Genomic DNA, 24,864 nt, shown 5'->3' with positions numbered 1-24,864 from the left:
TGTCACGATATGTTCACAGCCCGCTGAAGATGCTTTTCGGCATTTTTCTGTTCGTGCTGTTCGCCGCCGGCGGAGCCAGTTCGTCATTGGCGTTCGAACCGGTCAAGATATCGAAGGACGATACCGCGCTCGATCTTTCCCGCGCCGTGGAGATCTTCCGCAATCAGGGCGAGAGCTTCCAGGTTTCCACGGCACCTGGACCCGACGGCATCGTGCGGCGCATCGAGGTGCAGGCCAACGACAAGAGGAGCGAAGGCGACTGGGCTGTCTTCGCCATCGCCAACCCGACTGACGAGCAGATCGACCGGCTGATCGTGGCGCCGCATTTCCGCCTCGTCGGATCGGGTTTCGTCTGGCCCGATCTCGGATCGACCCGCATCAATTCCATCACGCCGAGCGAAGGCTTCGCGCTCGACCGGCAGGCGAGCCCCGATGCCGACATCTTTCGCATAACGCTCAATCCGGGTTCGGTGATCACGCTTGTCGCCGAACTGGCCTCCCCCAACCTGCCGCAGGTCTATCTCTGGGAGCCCGAAGCCTACAAGGACACGATCAACGCCTATACGCTTTATCGCGGCATCCTGCTCGGCATATCAGGCCTTCTCGCCTTGTTCCTGACCATTCTTTTCGTCGTCAAGGGCACGTCGCTGTTTCCGGCGACGGCGGCGCTCGCCTGGGCCGTTCTCGCCTATATCTGCGTCGATTTCGGTTTCTGGAACAAGCTGATGGCGATCACGCCCGGCAGCGAACAGGTCTGGCGGGCGGGAACCGAGGTGTCGCTTGCCGCGACGTTTGTGATCTTCCTGTTCACCTATCTCAACCTCAACCGATGGCACGATCATTTCAGCTATGGCGCGTTGACCTGGGTCCTGGGCCTGCTGGCCCTTGCCGGGGTCGCCATCATCGATCCGCCGATCGCCTCGGGTATCGCGCGTTTTTCCTTCGCGCTGACCGGCATAGCCGGCGTGGCGATCATCGGCTACCTGACGTTCAGGGGATATGACCGGGCGATCATGCTCATCCCGACCTGGATATTGATCCTGTTATGGCTTGGCGGGGCATGGCTCACCGTATCCGGCCATCTCGACAATGATATCGCGCAGCCGGCACTGGGCGGCGGCCTCGTGCTGATCCTGCTTCTCATCGGCTTCACCGTCATGCAGCACGCCTTCGCCGGCGGCGCATTACAGCACGGGCTTTTCTCCGACATGGAACGGCAGGCGCTTGCCGTCATCGGCTCCGGCGATATCGTCTGGGATTGGGACGTGCCACGCGACCGCGTGGTAACGACGCCTGATATCGACACCTTCCTCGGTTCCGCCGCAAGCCAGCTTCAGGGGCCGGTACGCAACTGGCTGCCGGCGATGCACAGCGACGACCGCGACCGGTTCCGCTCGACGCTCGACGCCATTCTGGAGAATCGGCGCGGCCGCATCGCGCAAACCTTCCGCTTACGCGCCGGCGATGGGCATTATCATTGGTATGCGCTGCGCGCCCGCCCCGTCATCGGCTCCGACGGCGAAATCGTGCGCTGCGTCGGCACGCTGATCAACGTCACCGAGCAGAAGAAGGCCGAGGAGCGCCTTCTGCATGATGCCGTGCATGACAATCTGACCGGGCTGCCCAACCGCGAATTGTTCCTCGACCGGCTGAACAACGTCATCCACATGGCGCGCAGCGAAAGCAAGTTCAGGCCAACGGTTTTCATCATCGACATCGACCGCTTCAAGCAGGTCAATGACAGTCTCGGCATGTCGGCCGGCGATACGATCCTCCTGACTATCTCGCGCCGCCTGCATCGGCTGCTCAAGCCACAGGACACGCTATCCCGCCTGGCCTCCGACCAGTTCGGACTGCTGCTCACTTCCGAAAGCGATCCGGCGCGCATCGCCGCGTTCGCCGAGGCGCTGAAACAGGCGATCCGCGCGCCCATCTCCTATGCCAAGCGCGAGATCGTGCTGACGGCGTCCATCGGCCTCATCACATGGACTGCGGCGGCATCGAATGCCGAGGACCTGGTCAAGGATGCGGAGCTTGCGATGTATCAGGCCAAGCGGTTCGGCGGCGACCGCATCGAGCCGTTCCGCCCGGCATTCCGCGCCATCGGCAGCGACAAGCTGCAGATGGAGTCGGATCTGCGCCGCTCCATAGAGCGTCAGGAGATCGGCCTGGTCTATCAGCCGATCGTGCGGCTGGAGGACGGCAGCATTGCCGGGTTCGAAGCGCTCATGCGCTGGGAGCATCCACGGCGCGGCTCGATATCGCCGTCCGAATTCATCCCGATCGCCGAAAGCTCCGGCCTCATCGTCCAGCTTGGCCTGTTCGCCATGCAACGCGCGGCTCAGGATCTGTTCAACTGGCGCGAGAATTTCCCCGGCATGAATATCTTCGTCTCGGTCAATCTTTCGAGCACGCAGCTCATCCGCCAGGATCTCATCAGCGATGTGCGCTCGGTGCTCTCGCGCACCCATATCGCCCCGGAAAGCCTCAAGCTCGAGCTTACCGAATCCGTCATCATGGAAAACCCCGAGCAGTCTGCGCATGTGCTGACGCGCATCAAGGCCATGGGCGTGGGCTTGTCCCTCGATGATTTCGGCACCGGCTATTCCTCCCTCGCCTATCTCACCCGCTTCCCCTTCGACATGATCAAGATCGACCGCTCCTTCGTGAAGAGCGATCAGGCGCAGAATGCGACGCTGCTGCGCTCGATCGTCAGCATGGCGCATGATCTGGGCCTCGCGGCAGTGGCGGAAGGCGTGGAAAATGAAACGGATGCGCTGCATCTGCGCCAGCTCGGCTGTGAATATGTGCAGAGCTTCATGTTCGGCCAGCCGGTGTCGGCGGACGCTGCAAACAAACTTCTCAGAGATCAGCTGGAGCCTGCCGCAGCCTAGAGTTTGTCAGAACTAGCTTGAAACAGCGTCCCCTCCTGTCGTCATTCTCGGGCTTGTCCCGAGAATCTACGCGGTATGATCTGTCAGAACGGTAATTGCTTTTCTTTTCCTTGTCGCAGATTCTCGGGACGAGCCCGAGAATGACGGCCGGACAAGTGGTGTCGTCCGGCCAGCGTTTCAATTAAACCATGACAACCTTTAGATCATGATGGGATCAGGCGTGCCCCACGGCATTGACCAGGCGTGACAGGTCGATGCCGATATGATTGAGCAAGCGCTCGTATTTCGTGGCGATATCGGTGTCGAAGAGCAAATCCATCGATGCCGGGCATGTCAGCCAACCATTCTCGACGATCTCGGCCTCGAGCTGCCCCGCTCCCCAGCCGGAATAGCCGAGCGTCATGAGAGCCTGCGACGGTCCGCCGTTGCCCGCGATGGCACGCAGAATGTCGATGGTCGCGGTCAGACAGACATCTTCGGAGACCGGCATGGTCGAATCCACCATGTAATCGTCGGAATGCAGGACGAAGCCGCGAGTCCGATCGACAGGGCCGCCATTGCGCACCATGAAATGGCGCATCTCACGTGGCAGCCTGATCGTCTCCTCCTCGTCGATGACGCCCAGCTGCACCAGAAGATCGGGAAATTCCATGGGCTGCAGCTGGTTGATGATGAAGCCCATCGCGCCCTCGTCGGAATGGGCGCAGACATAGATCACCGTCCGCGCGAAACGGTCATCGCTCATGCTCGGCATGGCGATCAGGAACTGACCGTTCAGAAAACCCTTGTCTCTTTGCGTAGACTTCAAGATGTCCATGCCGCTAAAGGTAGCAACGGATCGGAAAATGGCAAAGAGGTTTTGGCGAAGAAGGCCAATTCTCTTTAAATCGGAACCATCAACCAACGCCAAAAAGCCGATTGTCATCATCGTCCGTGACTTGGCTATAGCTTGGGCTGTGACCTGATCGTGACTTGATAACGCCATCGTTTCACGGCAATCCTTGCGCATGATCATTCGAAAATCCTTCATTGCCGTCTTCGCTGCGGCACTTCTCCAGTCCGGCCACGCCCTCGCCGAAAGTTCTCCCTGGGTCGAAACACCGGGCGGCAAGGTCCGGCTTCTTCTCGACGTTCCGCAGGAACCGATGACGGTGTTGCGCGGCGCGATCCAGATCGATCTCAAAGACGGGTGGAAAACCTATTGGCAGGAGCCGGGCGATGCCGGCGTTCCGCCGCAGCTCGACCTTTCGGCAAGCAGCAACATCGCCGGGAGCGAGATCGCGTTTCCCGCACCTTATCGTTTCCATGACGGAGAGACGCAATGGGCCGGGTACAAGCGTTCCGTCGTGCTCCCCGTCACCTTCCGTCTTCAGGAGGCGCAGGCGCCGACGCGGCTCAAGGGCCATGTCTTTCTCGGCATATGCGAGACGATCTGCATTCCGGTCCAGGCCGAGTTCGATCTGCCGGTCAAGCCGGGCTCGCCGGACGCGCTTGCGCATACGCTGGTCAGCACCGCCTTCGACCGGCTGCCGCGTCCGGCCACGCCGGAATTCGGCATCCGGGAGGCGATAAGGAGAGATGGCAAGGCTGTTTTCGACGTGAGGCTTCCGGTCAATGGCAAGCCTGCGCAACTTTTCCTGTCCGGCGACGCGATGACATTCTCCACGCCGAAAATCGAAGGGCCGGAAGAAGACGGCATCCGCTTCTCCAGCACGATCCTCAGCGGCGCGGACAAAACGCCTGATGTGATCGACTATACGCTCGTGCAGGGCGAGCAGGCCGTGTCCGGCACGGTGGACCTTCCCTAGAGACCACAGCCCCCAATCCGCTCTCGACTTTGGCCTCGGCAGGCCATATGTCCTATTGCATCGGCACATCCAAGGAGAGAATTCCATGACGATAAAGGTTGGCGACAAGCTTCCCGCGGCGACGTTCAAGGTCAAGACCACCGATGGCATCAAGGACATCACGACCGACGAGCTCTTCGGGGGCAAGAAGGTCGTTCTGTTTGGCGTTCCGGGCGCATTCACGCCGACCTGCAGCCTCAATCATCTGCCCGGCTATCTGGAAAACCATGAAGCCATTCTCTCCAGGGGCGTAGACCAGATTGCCGTGGTGGCGGTCAATGATCCGCATGTCATGGGCGCCTGGGCCCAGAGCACGGGCGGCGAAGGCAAGATCCTCTACCTCTCGGATGGCAACGGCACCTTCACCAAGACCGCCGGCCTCGATATCGACCTTTCGGCGGCCGCCCTCGGCATCCGCTCCAAGCGCTATTCGGCCATCGTCGAAGACGGCGTGGTGAAGGCGCTCAACATAGAGGAAACGCCGGGCCAGGCAGCGACGTCGAGCGCGGCGGAACTGCTGACGCAGCTTTGATGGTGTTTCGGGTCGGTAGCGCTGAGGCTGCAACACCCCCCTCTGGCCTGCCGGCCAGAGGGGGTGAGACGGAGTGCTCTGGCCCATCCGGCTGATTACTCGCTTTCACGAAACCGGGTTGGCGAAAGCCGTGCCCGCCCCACCCTTCTTGAACGGCGCCATGCCGGCCCGCGCCAGCGCGTCGGCGCGTTCGTTTTCGGGATGGCCGGCGTGGCCCTTTACCCAATTCCAGGTGACCTTGTGGCGGCGGTTTGCCTCATCGAGCGCCTGCCAGAGTTCACCGTTCTTCACCGGTTTCCTGTCGGCGGTCTTCCAGCCGTTCTTTTTCCAGCCATGGATCCATTTGGAAATTCCGTCCATGACATATTTGCTGTCGGTGTAAAGCGCCACCTCGCAAGGTTCCTTCAGCGAGGTGAGCGCGGAGATCGCCGCCATCAGCTCCATGCGGTTGTTGGTCGTGTCAGGCTCGCCGCCGGAAAGCTCCTTCTCGGTGCTGTTCCAGCGCAGGACGACGCCCCAGCCGCCCGGCCCCGGATTGCCCGAGCAGGCACCGTCGGTAAAAGCCTCTATCATCTTCACGCGTCCTCCCCTTTCCCGACCAGGCCGTATTCGGCGGGAGAATGGATATGGCGGTGAAAGCGCATCCGGCGGACATATTCCATGGGATCCTTCTTGACGACGAAACTGCCGTCGGCAACGTTGAGCCAGTCATAAAGCCGGGTCAGCATGAAGCGCAGCGCAGCACCACGCGCCAGCACCGGCAATGCCCGGGCCTCCTCAGCTGAGAGCGGCCGGACTGAGGTATAGCCGCGCAGAAGTGCGGTCCCTTTCGTCAGATTGAAGGAAAAATCCTTTTCGAAGCACCAGGCATTGAGGCAGACCGCCACGTCATAGGCGAGCAAATCGGTGCAGGCGAAATAGAAATCGATCACTCCGGAAAGCTGCGGCCCGAGAAAAAAGACATTGTCGGGGAAAAGATCGGCATGGATGATGCCGGCGGGAAGATCGGCAGGCCAGTTCGCTTCGAGAAAAGCCAGATCGGCTTCCGTCTCGGCCGCCAACCCCTTCTCCACCTCGTCGGCGCGCTCCTTGGCCTGGTCCCACAGGGGACGCCATCCCGAAACGGAAAGCGCGTTTTCCCGGCGCACCGGGAAATCGAGCCCCGCCAGATGCATCCGCGCCAGCGCTTCGCCCACCGCATGGCAATGGGCGACCGTCGGGCGGCGCATCCACATGCCTTCGAGGAAGGTGATGATGGCGGCGGGCCGGCCGGCGAGTTCGCCGATCATCGCGCCGTTCTTCTGATGCACCGGCAAGGGGCAGTCGATGCCCTTTTGCGCCAGATGCTGCATCAGCCCGAGAAAGAACGGCAGATCGTTGCGGTTCACACGCTTTTCATAAAGCGTCAGAATGAACGAGCCCTTGTCGGTGTGCAGGAGGTAGTTTGAATTCTCTACGCCTTCAGCGATGCCCTTATAGGATAAAAGGCCGCCAATATCGTATTCGTCCAGAAATGCCGCCAGGTCGATCTCGTTTATATCGGTGTAGACAGCCATGCGGTGATCCGAGTGAATGGTGAATGGTCAATAGTGAATGGTAAGTGACAAGGGATGAGCAGCTACCATTCACTATTCACCATTTCGCCATTCACCATAATCAGCGTTCCCCGTTGACGAAGGCCATGTCGCGCGGCGTCAGCTCGACATCACGCAGCTCCCGATTGACGAGGAAATTTTCAGTCTCGATCGTGGTTTCCGCCAATTCGATAGTGACACGAAAGCGGTCTGAAAAGGCCTGGATGATTTCATCCACGATGATTTCCGGTGCGGATGCACCAGCCGACAGGCCGACCACCGAAATATCGTTCACCCGCTCCCATTCGATATCGGAGGCGCGCTGCACCAGCATGGAATGGCGGGCGCCGGAGCGCTCCGCCACCTCGACCAGCCGCTTGGAATTGGACGAATTCGGCGCACCGACGATGAGGAAGAGATCGCAGCCAGCCGCCGCCGCCTTTACCGCGTCCTGACGGTTGGTCGTCGCATAACAGATCGATTCGGCCGCAGGCGCCGTCAATTCCGGAAAACGTCCCTGCAGAACGGCGAGAATGCCGGCGGTATCATCGACGGAAAGCGTGGTCTGGGTGACGAAGCCGAGCCGCGTCGGATCCTCCGGCCGATAGGCCTCGGCGTCCTCCACCGTCTCGATGAGCGTGACGGACCCCTCGGGCAGCTGGCCCATGGTGCCGATGACCTCGGGGTGGCCCGAATGGCCGATCAGGATCACATGCCGCCCAAGACGCTGATGCCGCATGGCCTGCTTGTGCACCTTGGAAACCAGCGGACAGGTGGCGTCGAGATAGAAGAGGTTCTTCGCCATCGCGTCCTCGGGCACCGATTTCGGTACGCCATGGGCCGAGAAGACCACCGGCTGGTTACGATGCTCGTGCGGAATTTCATCCAGCTCCTCGACGAAGACCGCGCCGCGCGCCTGCAGACCCTGCACGACATAGCGGTTATGGACGATCTCGTGGCGGACATAGATCGGCGCGCCATATTTCTTGAGCGCCAGAACGACCATCTGGATCGCCCTGTCGACGCCCGCACAAAAACCGCGCGGTCCGCACAGACGGATTGTCAGTTGCTGCTTGTCGCTCATATTTGGACCTTGGTTTATGTCGAAATCTGTCATTCACCCCCTCTGTCCTGCCGGACATCTCCCCCTCAAAGGAGGAGATGTCCGGCAGGACAGAGGGGGTATCAGCGCACTCATCATCAAACTCACTTACCCTCTCGACCACGCCGGCGCCAGAGATAAGCGCCGACGACGGCGGCCAAAGCCAGGGCCAGACCATACCATGTCACGGCATATTGCAAATGGTTGTTGGGCAGATCGATGATGGTGACACCGCCGACGGGAAGCCCGCCCGGGTTCGGCGCTTTGCCGGCATCGATGAAGAAGGGAACCATCTTCGAGGGGTCGAGCCCCGCCGTCTTCACCATCTCAGGCCAATTCTTCCAGTAGAAGATATTCCTGGCCGGATCATTGTCGGGGACCAGCGACGATGGCTTTTCGACCAGGGGATCGCGCGCCAGCCCCGTCATCGTCACGTCGCCTGAGATCTGCCCTTCGGTCCGTGTCGCCGCTTCCTTGCGTTCATAGGGCACGAAGCCGCGATTGACCAATACGGCGCGGCCGTCAGCCATCTGCAACGGCGTATAGACATAGAAGCCGGACCGGCCCCGATGGGTGGCAAAGAAATGGCGCTCGTCCTGATGGAGGAACCGGCCGGTCACCGTCACCGGCCAATATTCGACATCGCCGGTCCTGGTGTAGATCGCCTCGATCTCTTCGAGCGGACGCGGCGGAGAGGCGACGCGCTCGGCGATGGTCGCAATAAGCCCCTCCTTCCAGTGCAGCCGCTGCACCTGCCAGGTTCCAAGCGCAATCAGGATGGCGAAGGCGGCAAGCGCAAGCGCTATGACCAGTCCGGGGACCAGCCAGGGCAACCGTCCGGCGGGAGCGGCCGTTGTTTCAACAGCTTCATTCATTTCCGGTCGTCCAGACGCCCCTGCGCGGCCTTGTTGCGGTATTGCAGCGTGATCAGGATGCCCTTGATCCAGCGCAGGAGAACGAGGCTCAAGACAATCGTCAACGGAACCCAGAGAACGAAATGCACCCAGAGCGGCGGGTTGAGGGTGACTTCCATCCAGAGCGCCAGACCGACCACGAGAAAACCGACGATGAGGATGACGAAAGCAGCCGGACCGTCGCCGGAATCGGCGAAGGAATAATCCAGCCCGCAATTGCTGCAGCTCTTGGCGGTCGTCAGATAGCCGTCGAACAGCCGCCCCTGGCCGCAGCGCGGGCAGCGCCCCAGGATGCCTGCCCGAATGGGCTCGACCGGCGGGTGGATGGATGGGTCGTTCGGCATGGGGCTTGTCCTTAGAGCATTTCATTTCGAATTGGAAACGTTGGCGGGACAGATACCCCCCTCTGCCCGCCCTTCGACAAGCTCAGGAGGGCAGAGGGGGTTGCCTCGCGATTCCATCAAAACAGAAACTGCTCTATAACAAAAGGCGGCCGTGTCTCCACAGCCGCCCCCCATAGGACTGAATATCTAACGGCTCATCCCTCGACCATCGGCGCGCCCCAGCCGCCCCAGACATAGACCGCGAAGAACAGGAACAGCCATACCACGTCGACGAAGTGCCAATACCACGCGGCGGCTTCGAAGCCGAAATGGTTCTTCGGGGTGAAATCGCCCCGGATCGCGCGCAGCAGGCAGACGAACAGGAAGATGGTGCCGACGATGACGTGGAAGCCGTGGAACCCCGTCGCCATGAAGAACGTCGCGCCGTAGATGGAGTCCTTGAAGGCGAACGGAGCGTGTATGTACTCGTAAGCCTGGACCGAGGAGAACAGCAGGCCAAGCGCAACCGTGATCGCCAGCCCGGTGATCAGCCCCTTGCGGTCATTGTGCAGGAGAGCGTGGTGAGCCCAGGTGACCGTCGTGCCCGAGAGAAGCAGGATGACGGTGTTGTAAAGCGGCAGGTGCAGCGGATCGAGAACCTCGACGCCCTTGGGAGGCCACTGTCCGCCGGTGAATGCGGCGCGTGCGACCTGATGCGCCTCGTTCGGGAACAGGCTGACATCGAAATAGGCCCAGAACCAGGCGGCAAAGAACATCACCTCGGAGGCGATGAACATGATCATGCCATAGCGCAGATGCAGCGCCACGACCTGGGTGTGATGACCCTCGCGGCCTTCCTTGATCGTATCCGACCACCAGCCATACATGGTGTAGAGCACGATGGCGAGGCCGGCGAAGAAGATCCACGGCGTGACGAGATTGACGCCAAAAAAATTCAGCTCACCCGCATTGAGATAACGCATATAGGCGATGCCGCCGAGCGCCAGCACGAATGCGCCGACGGAGCTCAGAAACGGCCACGGACTTGGATCGATGATGTGATAATCGTGATTTTTCTGGTGGACGTCAGCCATTTCAATCCCCAAGGTTCATCTTCATGCTTGCTTCGCCATAGACGAGGCTGGCTCTTGTTTTACGCAAGTCCGGACGGAAAACCGATGATTTTCCTGGGAAAACCGCTTCACACTTTTCCTGGACTTGCTCTACAAATTTCCGCTGCTTTCTCCATCTGCCGGCTTGGCGCTTTGCGCGACAGGCTGCGGCTTGTCAATGGGAAAGAACGTATAGGAAAGCGTGATCGTTTTGAGATCTTCCAGGTCCGGGTCATTGACGATATCAGGGTCGACGAAGAACACCACCGGCATGTCGATGTCCTCTCCCGGCTGCAATGTCGTATCGGTGAAACAGAAGCACTGCACCTTGTTGAAATAGGCGCCTGCGCGATCCGGCGTCACATTGAAGCTGGCGCGGCCCGATGTCGGCGCCGTAGCCAGGCTCCGGCCTTCGTAGCTGATCTGCTTCGTCTCGCCGATCCTGATCGTCACTTCGCGCTGCTTGGGCTTGAAATCCCATGGCAGGGCGCCCGATGTGTTGGCGTCGAAACGGATATTGATCGTCTTGTCGAGGATGGTATCGGACATCTGCTCGACGCGCTGCGTCGTGCCGCCGTAGCCCGTCACCTGGCAGAATACCCGGTAAAGCGGAACGGAGGCATAGGCTGCGCCGATCATCGCGATAAAGAAGGTAAAGCATGCGGTGGCGACAACGCGGTTGGAGCGCTGCTTTTTGCCGGTCGTGCTGGTGGAAACCGTCTTCTCTTCCGTCATAGCGTCCTCACAGTGGCCTGCCCAGCACGTTGGCGCCAAGCTTTGCCCATGTGCCGATATAGACCAGCAGAACGAACAGGGCGAGCGCGATGGCAAGCGCCATGGAGCGGCTGCGCTGCGCCTTTTTCTGCTTGTCGCTCTGGCTGACCGTTTCCAGCTCGTTTTTCGTATCCGCCATACTCATGCGCCGATCCAAAGCAGGGCCTTTTGCGCGAGCGTCTCGCCGAGGAGAACCGCGAACAGGCCAAAGAGATAAAGAAGGGAGAAACCGAACAGGGAGCGCGCCGGCTTCAGCGCCGCTTCGCCTGACGGGGCGCGCCACAGCAGCCAGGCATGAATGATGAAAGCCAGGCCCAGAGCCGCCGATACGATGCCATAGACCGGTCCGGCAAATCCCATCACCCATGGCAGCACGCCGACGGGCGAAACGATCAGCGTATAGACCAGGATCTGCAGCTTGGTCGACGCCTCGCCGCGCACATTCGGCATCATCGGCACACGGGCAGCGGCGTAATCATTGGTCGTGAACAGCGACAGCGCCCAGAAATGCGGCGGCGTCCACAGGAAGATGATGAGGAAGAGAACGACGCTCTCCCAGCCGATCGCCCCCGTTGCGGCCGCCCAGCCGATCATCGGCGGGAATGCGCCGGCAGCGCCGCCGATGACGATGTTCTGCGGCGTGGAGCGCTTCAGCCACATCGAATAGACGACGACATAAAAGAAGATGGTGAAGGCGAGAAGGGCCGCGGAAAGCCAGTTGACGAGCAGACCGAGCGTCATCACCGAAAAGGCGGAGAGGACGAGCCCGAAGACCAGCACCTCCTCACGCGAGACGATACCCGCCGGGATGGGCCGGTTGCGGGTGCGCTTCATGACGGCGTCGATATCGGCGTCGTACCACATATTGAGCGCACCGGAGGCGCCGGCGCCGACGGCGATGCACAGGATGGCGATGGCTGCCAGAACCGGGTTCATATGCCCCGGCGCGACCAGGAGCCCGACGAAACCGGTGAAGACGACGAGCGACATGACCCGCGGCTTGAGCAGCGCGATATAATCCGATGCGCTCGCCTCGGAAAGGCGGGTGGCGTTCTCGCCGTTCCTGTTTTGCTCGACTAGGGCCATGTTAAGTACCTTTTTCAAGGGAGTAGGTGAGTAGGGGAATAGGGGAGTATGTTTTTGCCAACCTATTCCCTTACTCCCCTACTCCCTTATTCCCTTACCTTATCCTCGGCAGCTGTTCCCACTGATGGAAGGGCGGCGGCGACGAAAGCTGCCATTCCAGAGTGGTCGCACCCTCGCCCCACGGATTGGCTCCAGCTTCACGCTTCTTGGCGAAAGCCTCGAACACGCCGTAGAGGAACACCAGCACCGCAAAGCCCGAGATATAGGAGCCGTAGGACGACACCAGGTTCCAGCCCGCAAACGCATCGGGATAGTCGATGTAGCGGCGCGGCATGCCGGAGAGCCCAAGGAAATGCTGCGGGAAGAAGAGCAGGTTCACGCCGATGAAGGTGATCCAGAAATGCAGCTTGCCGATGAACTCATTGTACATGTAGCCCGTCATCTTGGGGAACCAGTAATACCACGCGGCAAAGATCGCGAAGACGGCGCCGAGCGACAGCACGTAATGGAAGTGCGCGACGACGTAATAGGTGTCGTGCAGGGCGCGGTCGAGACCGGCATTGGCGAGCTGAACACCCGTCACACCGCCGATGGTGAACAGGAAGATGAAGCCGATCGCCCACAGCATCGGGGTGCGGAACGAGATCGAGCCGCCCCACATGGTGGCGATCCAGGAGAATATCTTCACGCCGGTGGGCACCGCGATGACCATCGTGGCGAAAACGAAGTAGCGCTGCGTGTCGAGCGACAGGCCGACCGTATACATATGGTGGGCCCAGACGATGAAGCCGACGACGCCGATCGCCACCATGGCATAGGCCATGCCGAGATATCCGAAGATCGGCTTGCGCGAGAAGGTCGACACGATGTGGCTGACGATGCCGAAGCCCGGCAGGATCAGGATGTAGACCTCGGGGTGGCCGAAGAACCAGAACAGGTGCTGGAACAGGATCGGATCGCCGCCGCCATCGGGCGCGAAGAAGGACGTGCCGAAATTGCGGTCGGTCAGGAGCATGGTGATGCCGCCAGCCAGAACAGGCAGCGAGAGCAGCAGCAGGAATGCGGTGATCAGCACGGCCCAGGCGAACAGCGGCATCTTGTGCAGCGTCATGCCGGGAGCGCGCATATTGAGGATCGTGGTGATGAAGTTGATCGCACCGAGGATCGACGAAGCGCCGGCGATATGCAGCGACAGGATGATGAAATCCATCGCCGGACCAGGCTGGCCCGAGGTCGAAAACGGCGGATAGATCGTCCAGCCGCCGCCCGAACCCCACGCGCCGGCGGGGCCCGGCACGAACATCGAGATGATGAGCAGAAGGATGGCCGGCGGCAGCAGCCAGAACGAGACGTTGTTCATGCGCGGGAACGCCATGTCGGGCGCGCCGATCATGAGGGGGATCATCCAGTTGGCGAAGCCGCCGATCATGGCGGGCATGACCATGAAGAAGATCATGATCAGGGCGTGCGCTGCGGTGAACACATTATACATATGCTTGCCGGCATCGAGCGCCGAATCGCCCTCGACGCCATAGACCATGGAGGCAAGGCCGTGGAAAATCTGGATGCCCGGCTCCTGGAGCTCGGCGCGCATGGCGATCGACAAAGCGCCGCCGATGATGCCCGCGATGATCGCGAAGATCAGGTAGAGCGTGCCGATATCCTTGTGATTGGTCGAATAGACCCAGCGGACCCAGCCCTGCGGCTTGTGGTCGTCATGGGCTTCGTGAGCAGCAGTGCCTGCCATGAGATCGCTCCCGTTTCTCAATTCTTTAAGGGAGTAGGTGAGTAGGGGAATAAGGGAATATGTTCGATAAGCCCTATTCCCCTACTCCCTTATTCCCCTATTCCCTTTTACGAAGGCCCGGCTCAGTTGCCAGCCACTTTAACATTCTTTTCAGCTTCGATGGAGGCCATCAACGCCTTGTTGGCGCCCTGCAGATCGGTGCGGGCAGCCGCGAGCCAGCTATCATACCGATCCTGCGCGACGACGCGCACGGCGATCGGCATGAAGGCATGATCCTTGCCGCAAAGCTCCGAGCACTGACCGTAATAGAGGCCCGGCTTGTCGGCCTTGAACCAGGTCTCGTTGATGCGGCCGGGAACGGCGTCCATCTTGACGCCGAAGGCAGGCATCGCCCAGGAATGGATCACGTCAGCGCCGGTCACCAGAAGCCGGACCGTCGTGTCCACGGGGACGACCACCTCATTATCCACAGCCAGGAGACGCGGATAGACGGCGCGATCTTCCTTGCCGGCGGCGGCGCGTTCGCCGTCCTGCAGCAGCAGCGCATCGAAGCTGACCGGGTCGTCGACCTGATATTCGTAACCCCAATACCACTGATAGCCCGTCGCCTTCACGGTGAGGCCGGCTTCATCGGGGGAATATTGCGCCGTCAGGAGCTGGAACGACGGAATGGCGAGGAACAGAAGCACGATCACCGGCCCTACCGTCCAAAGCACCTCGATCAGCGTGTTGTGGGCGACCTTGGAAGGCTCGGGATTGGCGCTTGCGCGGTATCTGGCAACGACCCATAGCAAGAGAACGAGAACCAGAGCGGTGATCGGAACGATGAACCAGAGCGTATAGTGCTCGAACCAAATGATCTGTTCGGCAATACCGGTCGCTGCGTCCTGAAATCTCATTTCCCAAGGTTTGGGCTGGTCCGCATGAGCGGCCGCGCTGGCAAACAGCACCGCGAGAGCGCTACCCAAAGCACCCATCGTCGTGACAATGTTCTTATTCACCTAGAAATCTCCCGATTGCAGGCCTTGCATCCATGTCGTTTTGCCGGGCGCCAATCAACCGCCCGGTTCGTCGCTCGTGTTCAAACCACACATTATCCCACACCGCAAGGAAGGCGAACATGATCTCGTGCGGCATTTTTGCGCGTGGCTCGCGCAAGCTCACCAAAGGGGCCGGCACGGTCGCGAAGCAATCGCGCCTTGCGCTTATCCAGGACAAAATTCCGCAATTTCACGCGCCAAAGGGCTCAAATTGCGCAAATGAGCCCACTGCCGGCTATTGAATACACATAATCCAGCCATGTTTTCCCGGCACGAGATGAAACGTTCCCGCCGGTGAATGCCGACAGAATACCGTGCGGGAATAATGGAGCCTGTCGGCGCGTTTGTGTTCTTTTCATCCCCGGCGCAGCGCGTTATCGTCTCGTGTGATTCGATCTGGAGCTTTTATGACCCTTCGCACCCCTGTCCTGCGTTTCGCGGCACTTTCTTTCGGCATCGTGGCGGCTGCATCGCTGCTTGCGACGGCAGCGTCGGTCCCGGCTTCCGCCCAGCAGAACCAGCAGCAAGCAACACCTTCGCCGCAGAACGGCACCTTGCGTTCGCAGCATGGCGCCTGGTCGATCCTGTGCGACACGCCCGCCGGCGCGAAGACCGAGCAATGCGCGCTGATCCAGAACGTGGTCGCCGCCGATCGGCCGGAACTGGGGCTGTCCGTCGTCGTTCTGAAGACAGCCGACAACAAGGCCCGCATCCTGCGCGTTCTGGCGCCGCTCGGCGTGCTTCTGCCCAACGGGCTCGGGCTCAATGTCGACGGCAAGGATATCGGCCGCGCCTATTTCGTGCGCTGCTTCGAAGATGGCTGCTATGCGGAAGTGATTCTCGAGGATCAGCTGATCGAGACGCTGCGCACCGGCAAGTCCGCGACCTTCATCGTCTTCCAGACGCCTGAGGAAGGCATCGGCATCCCTGTCGAACTGCGGGGCTTCGGCGAAGGTTTCGACAAGCTGCCGTGAATTTAGGGGAGTAAGGGAATAGGGGAATAAGGGAGTAGGTTTTGCACCAACATACTCCCTTACTCACTTATTCCCCTACTCCCTTCTACACATCGGGTTGCCCCAGCGCGGCCGAGCCCTTACATCCCTTGTAGCCTTACAACGGATGAGACCCATGAAAAGCCTGATCGACAGTTTCGACGTCTCTCGCGACGATATCCAGAAGACGGTGGCGGCAAGCCTGAAGGCCAGCGATGACGGCGAGCTTTTCGTCGAATATCGCGAAGCCGAATCGCTCGTCTTCGACAATGGACGGCTGAAAACCGGCTCATTCAACCAGGAACAGGGTTTCGGCCTCAGGGCGGTTGCCGGCGAAGCCGTCGGCTATGCACATGCGGGCGAGCTCTCGCTTGCTAGCCTGAAGCGCGCGGCGGATGCTGCCTCGGCCGTCGCGACAGGTCACTCCGGCGTCTATGCCGCGCCGCCCCCCGGCACCAATCGCAGCCTTTACGGCGACGAGAACCCGCTCGGCAGCCCCGGCTTCGAAGCCAAGGTGAAACTGCTGCAGGAGATCGACGCCTATCTGCGCGCCAAGGATCCGAAAGTCCGGCAGGTCTCGGTGTCGCTCGGCGGGTCTTGGCAGCATGTCGAGATATTGCGCGCCGACGGCCATTTCGTCCGCGATATCCGCCCGCTGGTCCGCTTGGCGGTTTCGGTGGTCGCGGGCGATGGCGACCGCCAGGAATCGGGCTCCTACAGCATGGGCGGGCGCAAGGGCTTCGGCGAGTTCATCGCCAGCGACAGCTGGCACTTCGCCGCCGATGAGGCATTGCGCCAGGCGCTGGTCAATCTGGAGGCGGTCCCCGCCCCTGCCGGCACGTTCGACATCGTTCTTTCCAATGGCTGGCCCGGCGTCATGCTGCACGAAGCCGTCGGCCATGGACTGGAAGGCGATTTCAACCGCAAGAAGACATCGGCCTTCGCCGGCCTCCTCGGCCAACAGGTCGCGGCCAGGGGCGTCACCGTGGTCGATGACGGGACGCTACCTGAACGGCGCGGATCGCTGACCGTCGATGATGAGGGCACGCCGACCAACCGGACGGTGCTGATCGAGGACGGCAAGCTGGTCGGCTACATGCAGGACCGCCAGAACGCCCGGCTGATGGGCATGAATCCGACCGGCAACGGACGGCGCGAATCCTATGCGCATGTGCCAATGCCGCGCATGACCAACACCTATATGCTCGGCGGCGACAAGACGCCCGAAGAGATCATCGCCTCGGTCAGACGAGGCATCTACGCCGTTTCGTTCGGCGGCGGACAGGTCGATATCACCTCCGGCAAGTTCGTCTTCGGCTGCACCGAGGCCTATATGATCGAGAACGGCAAGATCGGCGTGCCGGTGAAGGGTGCAATGCTGATCGGCAACGGCCCCGACGCCATGCACCGCGTGTCGATGATCGGCAACGACATGAAGCTCGACACCGGAACCGGCAATTGCGGCAAGGGCGGCCAATGGGTGCCCGTCGGCGTCGGCCAGCCGCATCTGCGCATGGACCAGATAACCGTCGGCGGCACGGCGGTTTAGAGCTGTTCCTGTTTTGATGGGATCGGGGTCGCTCTAAATAGCAATGGCCTTAATGCCTGACCGCTGGTGGAGTGGCAATGTTCCGGAATGGGTCCTCGGGTCAAGCCCGAGGATGACGATTGCAGGGATGCTTTCCGCCAATCGTCAACGTTGGAGACGGGCGGAAACCTCTCCAGTTCGTCATCCTCGGGCTTGACCCGAGGACCCATTCCGGAATGTTCCAAACGGAAAACCGCTTTGCACTTTTCGCATCGTGCTCTAAAATATTCATATAAATAGAAGCGCCAACGCTTTCACCTGAAAAGGAAACGCTCTAGGAGCCGAGGTTACAGACAGAAAACCGTTTTCTGTCTGTATATCTAAAATTGGATTTTACATATACAGGCGACCTCCTTCAAAGCTTCTATGTCGCCGGGCGAATCCCGTAATCTGCGGGATTTTCTGCTATGTCTCCCATACCTTCCAGCAAGGCCTTATCGAATATGACCTTTGCTTCCTTGGACAAATAGGACAGGCCGATGGCGATTGCCTCTCTCCAGGCCGGGCCTCGCTGCCACGCCTCGGTATAGGCGAGCGCTACGTCGGATTGTCGCCGCGTCTGAGCCATCGCTTCGATAATCAGACCCGCTTGCCGGATATCCTTTTCCCGCTTGTCGGGTCCTGTCCGCTCCACTTGCCGCCGCGACGCGATAATGAGCTTGTGGATTGCATAGCGCTCGGGAGCGGGCACGATGACCGGAACACCGCTTTTGTGCAGCAGAACCGATCGAACCGGCTCGTGGATCAGGAAATCGAGAAAGCGGAGCGGCTGCGCCGAAGCGCCGCCTAGGGCTGACATGGGAGCCGGTTTACCGTCATATTCCGATTTGCCGGTGTTAGGCGTCAGGAACTCGACCCTATAATTCGATCGATTGGCGAATTGCGTGCTCCGCCTGCCGTCGCCCTGATGCGGCACCTCGCGAAAGGTCTCGTCCACGGACCTCAACACATCCAGCATGGGCGGCAGGGTGTCTTCGACCGAAGCCGAAATCGAATGGAACTGGGCGAAGTCGGCATCGCCCGTCTGCATCGAGGCCGTGGGAAGCCGAACACCGAGGATTCCGGAATAGCACTGGAAAGCGACCGTTCCGACGAGGACGCCCCGCAGCCGGAACAAACCGGCATTCGCCAAAGCCTCGATCACGTCTCCGGTAAATCGCTCAGGAGAGGGAAGCCCCGCCTGCCGCGTCAATGTCGAGACCAGCTTTCGACGGCTGCGAATGTCGTCCTTGATCGTTTTGAACTCGTGGACGCGTTGGGTGATATCCTCCTGCGCCTCCGGTCCGACATAACGCCTGACCGGCTTTCCATCTTCCGTATCCTGAAAATACCAGTAGCGTTTGCCCTTTACGGCAACGGCCACGAAGTTTCCCGACAACGGATAGGCCGTCTTGAAGTCCGCATCCAGACTGCGCTGGATCAGTTCGGCAAACATCGTCCGGTAAACGAGGTCGATTTCCTTCATCGGCAGACCCTGCAGTTATACATTTTTCGCAAATAATGTATAACCATCGCCGGCATCAATCAAGCCGGTTATACATTTTTCGCAATTTTTGTATAACCGCCCTACCCGACCGCGTTCTTACCGCCCCTTCGACAACAGCGCCACCGCCTCGACATGCGAGGACCAGAGGAACTGGTCGATCGGAACCACCCGGTCGATGCGGTAGCCGCCCTCTGTGAGGATGGCGAGATCGCGGGCGAGGGTTACCGGGCTGCAGGAAATGGCGGCGACTTTGGCGACGGCCGATTTGGCGATTTCCTTTGCCTGTGCCTCGGCGCCGGCGCGCGGCGGATCGAACACGACGCCGTCGAAGCGGGCCAGCTCCTTCATCATCAACGGACGACGGTAGAGGTCGCGCCGCTCCATCGTGACCGGCTTCAGCCCTTGCGTGTTGCGCGCGGCGTGATCGAGGGCTGCGAGTGCGGCCGCATCGCTTTCGACGGCGTGGACGGCCATCTTCTCGGCCATGCGGAATGTGAACGTGCCGGATCCGCAAAAGAGATCGGCGGCGCGTTTTGTCTTGGCGAGATGGCTCATCACCAGCGCCGAGATGGTTTTCTCCGCCTCGACAGTTGCTTGGAGAAAGCCGCCGGGCGGCACCTGAACGGCGACCTTGCCGAAATGGACGAGCGGCTTCTTCGGCTCGATGATGATTTCGCCTTCGCATGCGAGCCGCGCGAAACCCTTCTCCAGCATCAGCGCCGTCAGCGAACGGCGCTTCGCCGTCTCGGGCAGTCCACAGCCTGCGGCGGCGATATCGAGGCCGGAAGCGGTGGCCGTCACCGTCAGTCTGAAAGCTTTGGTGCCTTGCGCGAGCATCGTTGCCAGTTGGCGCAGATCGTCGAGCCGCTCGACAATGGCCGGCACCGTTACCACGCATTCATGGATATCGATGATCTCGTGGCTCTGATGACGATTGAAGCCGAAAAGCATGCCCTGCCCGGTGCGGCGCGCGGCAAAGACGGCGCGGCGGCGCGTCTGGGCCAAGCAGGGGATGAGCGGCTCCAGCGTGAAGTTCAGCCGCCGCCCCGCCAGCGCATCGGCAACCAGGCCGCGCTTCCAGTCGCCATAGGAATTCTCCTGCCAATGCTGAAGCGCGCAGCCGCCGCACGCCTCGAAATGCTCACAGGCGGGATCGATGCGCTCGGGCGAAGCTTCTATGAGCGCCATCAGCGTGCCGCGGCTCTTTTCGCGGGCGATATTCACCACCTCGCCCGGCAGGGTGAACGGCACGTAGACATGCCCTTCAGGTGTCATGGCGACGCCGTCGCCGCCCGCGCCCATCGTGTCTATCGTTACGCGCGTCGTCATCGGTCTTTAATTCCTGCAAGAAGATATTCGCGGTTGCCGTCGCTGCCTTCGATCGGGGATGGACACAAGCCAAGCACCCGCCATCCGGGCTGGGTGCCAAGCCATGCGGCCAGATCATCGGCCACATGCTCGGCCTTCGAGGGATCGCGCAGCAAACCGCCCTTGCCTACGCCCACGCGCCCTACCTCGAACTGCGGCTTGACCAGCAGGACACATCGGCTGCCCGGTTCGGCAAGATCGAGGGCGGGCGGCAACGCCAGCTTGAGCGAGATGAAGCTCACATCCGATACGATAAGATCGATCTTGCGGCCTTCGAGATGGCTTGCATCGAGCGTTCGGGCATTGAGGCCCTCATGATTGGCGACGCGCGGATCGCTGCGCAGGCTATCGTGCAACTGATTATGCCCGACATCGACGGCAATGACATGCGCCGCGCCGCGTGTCAGCAGAACCTGCGTGAAGCCGCCGGTCGAGGCGCCGATGTCGAGCGCCGTGCGCTCAGCCACATCGATGTCGAAATGCTCGAGCCCGGCGATGAGCTTGAGAGCCGCGCGCGAGACATAGCCGCTTGCCGGGTCGTCGACCATTATGCGCGCATCGGCGGCAACGGGCATCCCCGGCTTTACGGCAGGCTTGCCGTCGACCTGAACCGTGCCGCGCGCAACAGCATCGCGCGCCCGCGAGCGGGTGGCGAAAAAGCCTCGGTCGACAAGAAGCTGGTCGAGGCGGGGACGTGAGAATTTGGGGTCATGGTGCATTTTTATTGGAGCTACTGCCTACGCGCTTTCGCCGCGCTGTAAACATCGCCTCGTTCCCGCTTGCCAATCGCGACCACCAACACGGTTATGATGTGGTCCTCGACGCGATAAACCAGACGATAGCCAGTCTGCCTCAGCTTGATTTTGTAATGATCCGGCATCCCGTGTAGCGCGGCGCCCGGAACACGCGGGTGATCCAATCGCTCGCGTAACTTCTTCACAAGCTGCTTACGGATCGTCGCTCCAAGCTTATCCCATTCTTTTCGGGCAGACGGCAAAAATTCGAGCTTATAGGGCATTAATATCGACTGGCTCCCCCTTCTCGCCCGCTCGCCCTTTCACAAGCTCGGCAAGGTAAAGGTCGTCCAGCCGTTCAAGCATGGCCTCGTAGACTTCGGCCGGCACCATATAAGCCATGATCCGATTGTGGTTGAGCACAGCCACAGCTTCGCCCTGCGCCTCATCCAGCACCGCCCTCGGGCTCTTCTTCAAATCAGAAACGCTCACGGCCAGGGAGGCTTCAACGCGCTGCATCACACCCTCTTAATCAGTATCGTCATCAGTGCTTATTTCAGTACCATATATGATCTGCTTTGCCAAGACGTAAGCCGCTTACGCCCGCGACGGCGAAGCGATCTTCTCCTGCCCCAGCGCCTCGAAAACCGTCTTGACGATCCCGGCGCTGTCCAGTCCGGCGCGCCTGTACATCGCCTCCGGCTTGGCGTGGTCGAGATAGACATCCGGCAGGGTCAGCGGCCTTACCCGCAGGCCGCGGTCCAGCAGGCCGTCATTGGCGAGGAAATGCAGGACATGTGCAGCGAAGCCGCCGATCGCGCCCTCCTCCACCGTCACCAGCACCTCGTGATCACGCGCCAGGCGGCGGATCAGATCCTCATCGAGCGGCTTGGCGAAGCGCGCATCCGCGACCGTGGTGGACAAGCCCGCTGCATCCAGTTCCTCGGCTGCGAGGAGACATTCCTGCAGACGCGTGCCGAAGGAAAGCAACGCGATCTTGGTGCCTTCCCTGACGATACGGCCCTCGCCGAGGCTAAGCACCTCGCCGCGCTCCGGCAGATCGATGCCGATCCCCTCGCCGCGCGGATAGCGAAACGAGATCGGCCCCTCGTCATATTCGGCAGCCGTGCGCACCATGTGACGCAGTTCCGCCTCATCCGAGGCAGCCATCACCACGAAGCCCGGCAACGTCGCCAGGAACGTCGTGTCGAACGATCCGGCATGGGTCGCGCCATCTGCGCCGACCAGCCCCGCCCGGTCGATGGGAAAACGGACGGCCAGGCCCTGCAGCGACACGTCATGGACGATCTGGTCATAGCCGCGCTGCAGGAAGGTCGAATAGATCGCGGCAAAAGGCTTCAGCCCTTCGCTCGCCAGCCCGGCGGCAAAGGTCACGGCGTGCTGTTCGGCGATGCCGACATCGAAGGTGCGATTGGGAAAGACTTCGCCGAAGAGATCGAGGCCGGTGCCGCCGGGCATCGCCGCCGAGACCGCGACGATGCGGTCGTCGTGGCGGGCCTCCTCGATGAGGCTCGTGGCGAAGACCTTGGTATAGGCCGGCGCATTGGCGGGGGGCTTCGACTGCGCGCCGGTGATCACGTCGAATTTGTTGACACCATGATATTTATCGGCGGCGGCTTCCGCCGGCGGATAGCCCTTGCCCTTCTGCGTCACGACATGGATCAGGACCGGGCCCTCCACCGTGTCGCGGACATTCTTCAGGACGGGCAGCAGATGGTCGAGATTATGGCCGTCGATGGGACCGACATAATAGAAGCCAAGCTCCTCGAAAAGCGTTCCGCCCGTCCAGAAGCCGCGCGCATATTCCTCCGAAAGCCGCGCCTTTTCCTGGAGGAATTTCGGCAGGCGGCGGGTGAGCTGTTTTGCCGTCTCGCGCAGGCTGCGATAGGTCGGACCGGACACGAGGCGCGCGAGATAGGCGCTCATCGCGCCGGTCGGCGGCGCGATCGACATGTCGTTGTCGTTGAGGATGACGATCAGCCGGGCATCGAGCGCGCCGGCATTGTTCATGGCTTCATAGGCCATGCCCGCCGACATCGCGCCATCGCCGATGACCGAGACGACATTGCGCTTGACGCCGGAGAGGCCGCTTGCCACCGCCATGCCGAGGCCGGCGGAAATCGAGGTGGACGAATGCGCCGCGCCAAACGGGTCGTATTGGCTTTCCGAGCGCTTGGTGAAGCCGGAGAGACCACCCTCCTGGCGCAGCGTGCGGATGCGGTCGCGCCGTCCGGTGAGGATCTTGTGCGGATAGGCCTGATGGCCGACATCCCAGATGATGCGGTCATGCGGCGTATCGAAGACATGATGCAACGCGACGGTGAGCTCGACCACGCCGAGCCCTGCGCCGAGATGCCCGCCCGTGACCGAGACTGCATCGACGAGTTCGGCGCGCAGTTCTGCCGCCAATTGTGGCAGATCGGTTTCAGGCAGCTTGCGCAGTTCGGCAGGTATCGGCGCACGGTCAAGCAGCGGCGTCACGGGTCTCGTCGTCAATCTGATCTCCTCATGAGTGTCCAGAGGCGTAACGCAATCGCGGCAATGCTGCAAGGTGGAAGGAGCATGGCACCATTGCCCCTCACCCTTACCCTCTCCCCGTAAACGGGGCGAGGGGGGCATCAACGCTGCCGCCTCTTCCTTCTCCCCGCGTGCGGGGAGAAGGTGCCCGAAGGGCGGATGAGGGGCTTTCCTAAAGCGCCCTACCCCTGCGGCAGCGGCACGAACTCTTTCTCATCGCCCGGCACGATATCGAAGCGGCCGGTGCGCCATTCTTCCTTGGCCTGTTCGATCCGCTCCTTTGAGGAGGAGACGAAATTCCACCAGATATAGCGCTTCGACGAAAGGGCTGCGCCGCCGAACAGCATGATATGCGCACCGCCGGAAGTGTTTTGCGCCGCTGAGACGACGATCTCGTCGCCCTGGCGGAAAGCCAAAAGCCGGTCGGCGGGAAAGATTTCGCCCGATATCTGGACGGCGCCGTCCAGAATATAGATGGCGCGTTCCTCGGCGATGGCCGGGATCAGGAAACGGCCGCCCGGCGCGATCCTGATATCGGCATAGAGCGTCTCGCTATATTGCGTCACCGGGGAACCCGCCCCATGCAGCGCGCCGATGATGATTCGTGCCTCGAAATCCCGGTCGCGGATGGTCGGCAAATCCGCCGCCGCCGTATTGGCGAAGACCGGCGTCATCTCCTCCAATGCATCCGGCAGGGCAAGCCATGTCTGCAGGCCGGATATCGACTGGGGATTGCCGCGCATCTCCTCCGGCGAACGTTCCGAATGGACGATGCCGTGCCCCGCCGTCATCAGATTGACGTCGCCCGGCTCTATCACCATTTCGGTGCCGAGGCTGTCGCGGTGGCGGATCCTGCCGTCGAAGAGGTAAGTGACCGTCGAAAGGCCGATATGCGGATGCGGCTTTACGTCAATCGCCTCGCCGGCCCGCAAAAGTGCTGGGCCCATGCGGTCGAAGAAGATGAAGGGCCCGACCAGCCGCCGCTTCGCCGTCGGCAAGGCGCGGCGAACTTCCAGGCCGCCGATATCGCTGGTCCGCGGAATGATCAGCGTTTCGATCGAATCGACAGCGCAGGCATCGCCTGGCTCTGGATCCCTGCCCGGAAAAAAGCTCATCTCATATCCAATCGTCCAGATCGGGCACGCGACAACGCCCCGCGATCGGCGATCTTATAGCGCAAAGCAAAAAACGCCAGGGAGGGGAAAGCAATTTA

The 24,864-nt window shown here is 61.0% G+C and carries 24 protein-coding genes; 5 read left to right on the top strand and 19 right to left on the bottom strand.

Going from position 1 to position 24,864, the window contains the following annotated elements:
* Positions 1–29: 29 nt before the first annotated feature.
* Positions 30–2,894 (top strand): EAL domain-containing protein, encoded by a 2,865-nt coding sequence (locus tag C5748_RS00750; protein WP_105740023.1) that lies wholly within the window; start codon positions 30–32, stop codon positions 2,892–2,894.
* A gap of 214 nt (positions 2,895–3,108) precedes the next feature.
* Here the strand turns inward: C5748_RS00750 and C5748_RS00745 are convergent, their stop codons facing one another.
* Entirely contained in the window at positions 3,109–3,711 is a 603-nt protein-coding gene (locus C5748_RS00745) for a YqgE/AlgH family protein (protein ID WP_105740278.1), read from the bottom strand.
* A gap of 190 nt (positions 3,712–3,901) precedes the next feature.
* Between C5748_RS00745 and C5748_RS00740 the strand changes: the two genes are divergently transcribed.
* Both C5748_RS00740 and C5748_RS00735 read left to right on the top strand, forming a co-directional pair.
* A complete protein-coding gene (locus C5748_RS00740) occupies positions 3,902–4,702 on the top strand; it encodes a protein-disulfide reductase DsbD domain-containing protein (protein ID WP_105740022.1) in 801 nt (266 codons plus the stop codon).
* A gap of 85 nt (positions 4,703–4,787) precedes the next feature.
* Positions 4,788–5,273: a peroxiredoxin gene (locus C5748_RS00735; protein WP_105740021.1), complete on the top strand. Its 486-nt coding sequence runs from the start codon at positions 4,788–4,790 to the stop codon at positions 5,271–5,273.
* A 105-nt stretch (positions 5,274–5,378) separates the two neighbouring features.
* Here the strand turns inward: C5748_RS00735 and rnhA are convergent, their stop codons facing one another.
* From rnhA to coxB, 11 genes are all read right to left on the bottom strand, one after another.
* On the bottom strand, positions 5,379–5,846 hold the full coding sequence (gene rnhA / locus C5748_RS00730) for a ribonuclease HI (RefSeq protein ID WP_105740020.1): 468 nt from the start codon (positions 5,844–5,846) through the stop codon (positions 5,379–5,381).
* A 2-nt stretch (positions 5,847–5,848) separates the two neighbouring features.
* Positions 5,849–6,829, bottom strand: a complete 981-nt coding sequence (locus tag C5748_RS00725; protein WP_105740019.1) for a homoserine kinase — start codon at positions 6,827–6,829, stop codon at positions 5,849–5,851.
* Between the two features lie 100 nt (positions 6,830–6,929).
* Positions 6,930–7,931, bottom strand: a complete 1,002-nt coding sequence (gene ispH / locus C5748_RS00720; RefSeq protein WP_105740277.1) for a 4-hydroxy-3-methylbut-2-enyl diphosphate reductase — start codon at positions 7,929–7,931, stop codon at positions 6,930–6,932.
* 122 nt (positions 7,932–8,053) lie between these two features.
* A complete protein-coding gene (locus C5748_RS00715) occupies positions 8,054–8,824 on the bottom strand; it encodes an SURF1 family protein (RefSeq protein ID WP_105740018.1) in 771 nt (256 codons plus the stop codon).
* Entirely contained in the window at positions 8,821–9,207 is a 387-nt protein-coding gene (locus tag C5748_RS00710; protein ID WP_105740017.1) for a DUF983 domain-containing protein, read from the bottom strand. Before C5748_RS00710 ends, C5748_RS00715 begins: the two co-directional genes overlap by 4 nt.
* A gap of 194 nt (positions 9,208–9,401) precedes the next feature.
* Positions 9,402–10,280 carry a cytochrome c oxidase subunit 3 gene (locus tag C5748_RS00705; protein WP_105740016.1) on the bottom strand — a complete coding sequence of 293 codons (879 nt, stop codon included), beginning with the start codon at positions 10,278–10,280 and terminating at the stop codon, positions 9,402–9,404.
* 129 nt (positions 10,281–10,409) lie between these two features.
* Positions 10,410–11,033: a cytochrome c oxidase assembly protein gene (locus C5748_RS00700; RefSeq protein ID WP_105740015.1), complete on the bottom strand. Its 624-nt coding sequence runs from the start codon at positions 11,031–11,033 to the stop codon at positions 10,410–10,412.
* Between the two features lie 7 nt (positions 11,034–11,040).
* On the bottom strand, positions 11,041–11,217 hold the full coding sequence (locus tag C5748_RS28480; protein ID WP_199194683.1) for a hypothetical protein: 177 nt from the start codon (positions 11,215–11,217) through the stop codon (positions 11,041–11,043).
* Positions 11,214–12,158 carry a heme o synthase gene (locus tag C5748_RS00695; protein WP_105740014.1) on the bottom strand — a complete coding sequence of 315 codons (945 nt, stop codon included), beginning with the start codon at positions 12,156–12,158 and terminating at the stop codon, positions 11,214–11,216. The genes C5748_RS28480 and C5748_RS00695 overlap by 4 nt, the downstream gene beginning before the upstream one ends.
* Positions 12,159–12,252: 94 nt before the next feature.
* On the bottom strand, positions 12,253–13,905 hold the full coding sequence (gene ctaD, locus C5748_RS00690; protein ID WP_105740013.1) for a cytochrome c oxidase subunit I: 1,653 nt from the start codon (positions 13,903–13,905) through the stop codon (positions 12,253–12,255).
* A gap of 122 nt (positions 13,906–14,027) precedes the next feature.
* Positions 14,028–14,906, bottom strand: coding sequence for a cytochrome c oxidase subunit II (coxB, locus tag C5748_RS00685; protein WP_105740012.1), 879 nt, complete (start codon positions 14,904–14,906; stop codon positions 14,028–14,030).
* Positions 14,907–15,352: 446 nt separating this feature from the next.
* On the opposite strand from coxB, the gene C5748_RS00680 reads away from it, so the two are divergent.
* Both C5748_RS00680 and tldD read left to right on the top strand, forming a co-directional pair.
* Positions 15,353–15,919, top strand: coding sequence for an invasion associated locus B family protein (locus C5748_RS00680; protein WP_105740011.1), 567 nt, complete (start codon positions 15,353–15,355; stop codon positions 15,917–15,919).
* Between the two features lie 154 nt (positions 15,920–16,073).
* Positions 16,074–17,486, top strand: coding sequence for a metalloprotease TldD (gene tldD / locus C5748_RS00675; protein WP_105740010.1), 1,413 nt, complete (start codon positions 16,074–16,076; stop codon positions 17,484–17,486).
* 403 nt (positions 17,487–17,889) lie between these two features.
* Here tldD and C5748_RS00670 read toward each other — a convergent pair whose 3' ends face one another.
* From C5748_RS00670 to C5748_RS00640, 7 genes are all read right to left on the bottom strand, one after another.
* On the bottom strand, positions 17,890–18,990 hold the full coding sequence (locus C5748_RS00670; RefSeq protein WP_105740009.1) for a nucleotidyltransferase family protein: 1,101 nt from the start codon (positions 18,988–18,990) through the stop codon (positions 17,890–17,892).
* Positions 18,991–19,107: 117 nt separating this feature from the next.
* Positions 19,108–20,340 (bottom strand): class I SAM-dependent RNA methyltransferase, encoded by a 1,233-nt coding sequence (locus tag C5748_RS00665; protein WP_105740008.1) that lies wholly within the window; start codon positions 20,338–20,340, stop codon positions 19,108–19,110.
* Entirely contained in the window at positions 20,337–21,098 is a 762-nt protein-coding gene (locus C5748_RS00660) for a TlyA family RNA methyltransferase (protein ID WP_105740007.1), read from the bottom strand. The genes C5748_RS00665 and C5748_RS00660 overlap by 4 nt, the downstream gene beginning before the upstream one ends.
* A gap of 11 nt (positions 21,099–21,109) precedes the next feature.
* The gene (locus tag C5748_RS00655; protein WP_199194669.1) at positions 21,110–21,397 is read right to left on the bottom strand and encodes a type II toxin-antitoxin system RelE family toxin; all 288 of its coding nucleotides are present in this window, start codon (positions 21,395–21,397) and stop codon (positions 21,110–21,112) included.
* Positions 21,387–21,632, bottom strand: coding sequence for a type II toxin-antitoxin system Phd/YefM family antitoxin (locus C5748_RS00650; RefSeq protein WP_105740005.1), 246 nt, complete (start codon positions 21,630–21,632; stop codon positions 21,387–21,389). The genes C5748_RS00655 and C5748_RS00650 overlap by 11 nt, the downstream gene beginning before the upstream one ends.
* Before the next feature lie 78 nt (positions 21,633–21,710).
* Entirely contained in the window at positions 21,711–23,630 is a 1,920-nt protein-coding gene (gene dxs, locus C5748_RS00645) for a 1-deoxy-D-xylulose-5-phosphate synthase (RefSeq protein WP_245428703.1), read from the bottom strand.
* Positions 23,631–23,833: 203 nt separating this feature from the next.
* A complete protein-coding gene (locus tag C5748_RS00640) occupies positions 23,834–24,766 on the bottom strand; it encodes a pirin family protein (protein ID WP_105740003.1) in 933 nt (310 codons plus the stop codon).
* Positions 24,767–24,864: the final 98 nt, after the last annotated feature.

This window comes from Phyllobacterium phragmitis, from assembly GCF_002980495.1.
Classification (GTDB): Bacteria; Pseudomonadota; Alphaproteobacteria; order Rhizobiales; family Rhizobiaceae; genus Paramesorhizobium; species Paramesorhizobium phragmitis.
The sequence above is the reverse complement of the archived record's forward strand: the minus strand, read 5'-3'. Positions and strand labels throughout refer to the sequence as shown.

Bases quoted from the DNA above. Each gene is read 5' to 3' on its own strand.
- C5748_RS00750 (WP_105740023.1), top strand. From the start codon at position 30: ATGCTTTTCGGCATTTTTCTGTTCGTGCTGTTCGCCGCCGGCGGAGCC.
- C5748_RS00745 (WP_105740278.1), bottom strand. From the start codon at position 3,711: ATGGACATCTTGAAGTCTACGCAAAGAGACAAGGGTTTTCTGAACGGT.
- C5748_RS00740 (WP_105740022.1), top strand. From the start codon at position 3,902: ATGATCATTCGAAAATCCTTCATTGCCGTCTTCGCTGCGGCACTTCTC.
- C5748_RS00735 (WP_105740021.1), top strand. From the start codon at position 4,788: ATGACGATAAAGGTTGGCGACAAGCTTCCCGCGGCGACGTTCAAGGTC.
- rnhA (WP_105740020.1), bottom strand. From the start codon at position 5,846: ATGATAGAGGCTTTTACCGACGGTGCCTGCTCGGGCAATCCGGGGCCG.
- C5748_RS00725 (WP_105740019.1), bottom strand. From the start codon at position 6,829: ATGGCTGTCTACACCGATATAAACGAGATCGACCTGGCGGCATTTCTG.
- ispH (WP_105740277.1), bottom strand. From the start codon at position 7,931: ATGAGCGACAAGCAGCAACTGACAATCCGTCTGTGCGGACCGCGCGGT.
- C5748_RS00715 (WP_105740018.1), bottom strand. From the start codon at position 8,824: ATGAATGAAGCTGTTGAAACAACGGCCGCTCCCGCCGGACGGTTGCCC.
- C5748_RS00710 (WP_105740017.1), bottom strand. From the start codon at position 9,207: ATGCCGAACGACCCATCCATCCACCCGCCGGTCGAGCCCATTCGGGCA.
- C5748_RS00705 (WP_105740016.1), bottom strand. From the start codon at position 10,280: ATGGCTGACGTCCACCAGAAAAATCACGATTATCACATCATCGATCCA.
- C5748_RS00700 (WP_105740015.1), bottom strand. From the start codon at position 11,033: ATGACGGAAGAGAAGACGGTTTCCACCAGCACGACCGGCAAAAAGCAG.
- C5748_RS28480 (WP_199194683.1), bottom strand. From the start codon at position 11,217: ATGAGTATGGCGGATACGAAAAACGAGCTGGAAACGGTCAGCCAGAGC.
- C5748_RS00695 (WP_105740014.1), bottom strand. From the start codon at position 12,158: ATGGCCCTAGTCGAGCAAAACAGGAACGGCGAGAACGCCACCCGCCTT.
- ctaD (WP_105740013.1), bottom strand. From the start codon at position 13,905: ATGGCAGGCACTGCTGCTCACGAAGCCCATGACGACCACAAGCCGCAG.
- C5748_RS00680 (WP_105740011.1), top strand. From the start codon at position 15,353: ATGACCCTTCGCACCCCTGTCCTGCGTTTCGCGGCACTTTCTTTCGGC.
- tldD (WP_105740010.1), top strand. From the start codon at position 16,074: ATGAAAAGCCTGATCGACAGTTTCGACGTCTCTCGCGACGATATCCAG.
- C5748_RS00670 (WP_105740009.1), bottom strand. From the start codon at position 18,990: ATGAAGGAAATCGACCTCGTTTACCGGACGATGTTTGCCGAACTGATC.
- C5748_RS00665 (WP_105740008.1), bottom strand. From the start codon at position 20,340: ATGACGACGCGCGTAACGATAGACACGATGGGCGCGGGCGGCGACGGC.
- C5748_RS00660 (WP_105740007.1), bottom strand. From the start codon at position 21,098: ATGCACCATGACCCCAAATTCTCACGTCCCCGCCTCGACCAGCTTCTT.
- C5748_RS00655 (WP_199194669.1), bottom strand. From the start codon at position 21,397: ATGCCCTATAAGCTCGAATTTTTGCCGTCTGCCCGAAAAGAATGGGAT.
- C5748_RS00650 (WP_105740005.1), bottom strand. From the start codon at position 21,632: ATGCAGCGCGTTGAAGCCTCCCTGGCCGTGAGCGTTTCTGATTTGAAG.
- C5748_RS00640 (WP_105740003.1), bottom strand. From the start codon at position 24,766: ATGAGCTTTTTTCCGGGCAGGGATCCAGAGCCAGGCGATGCCTGCGCT.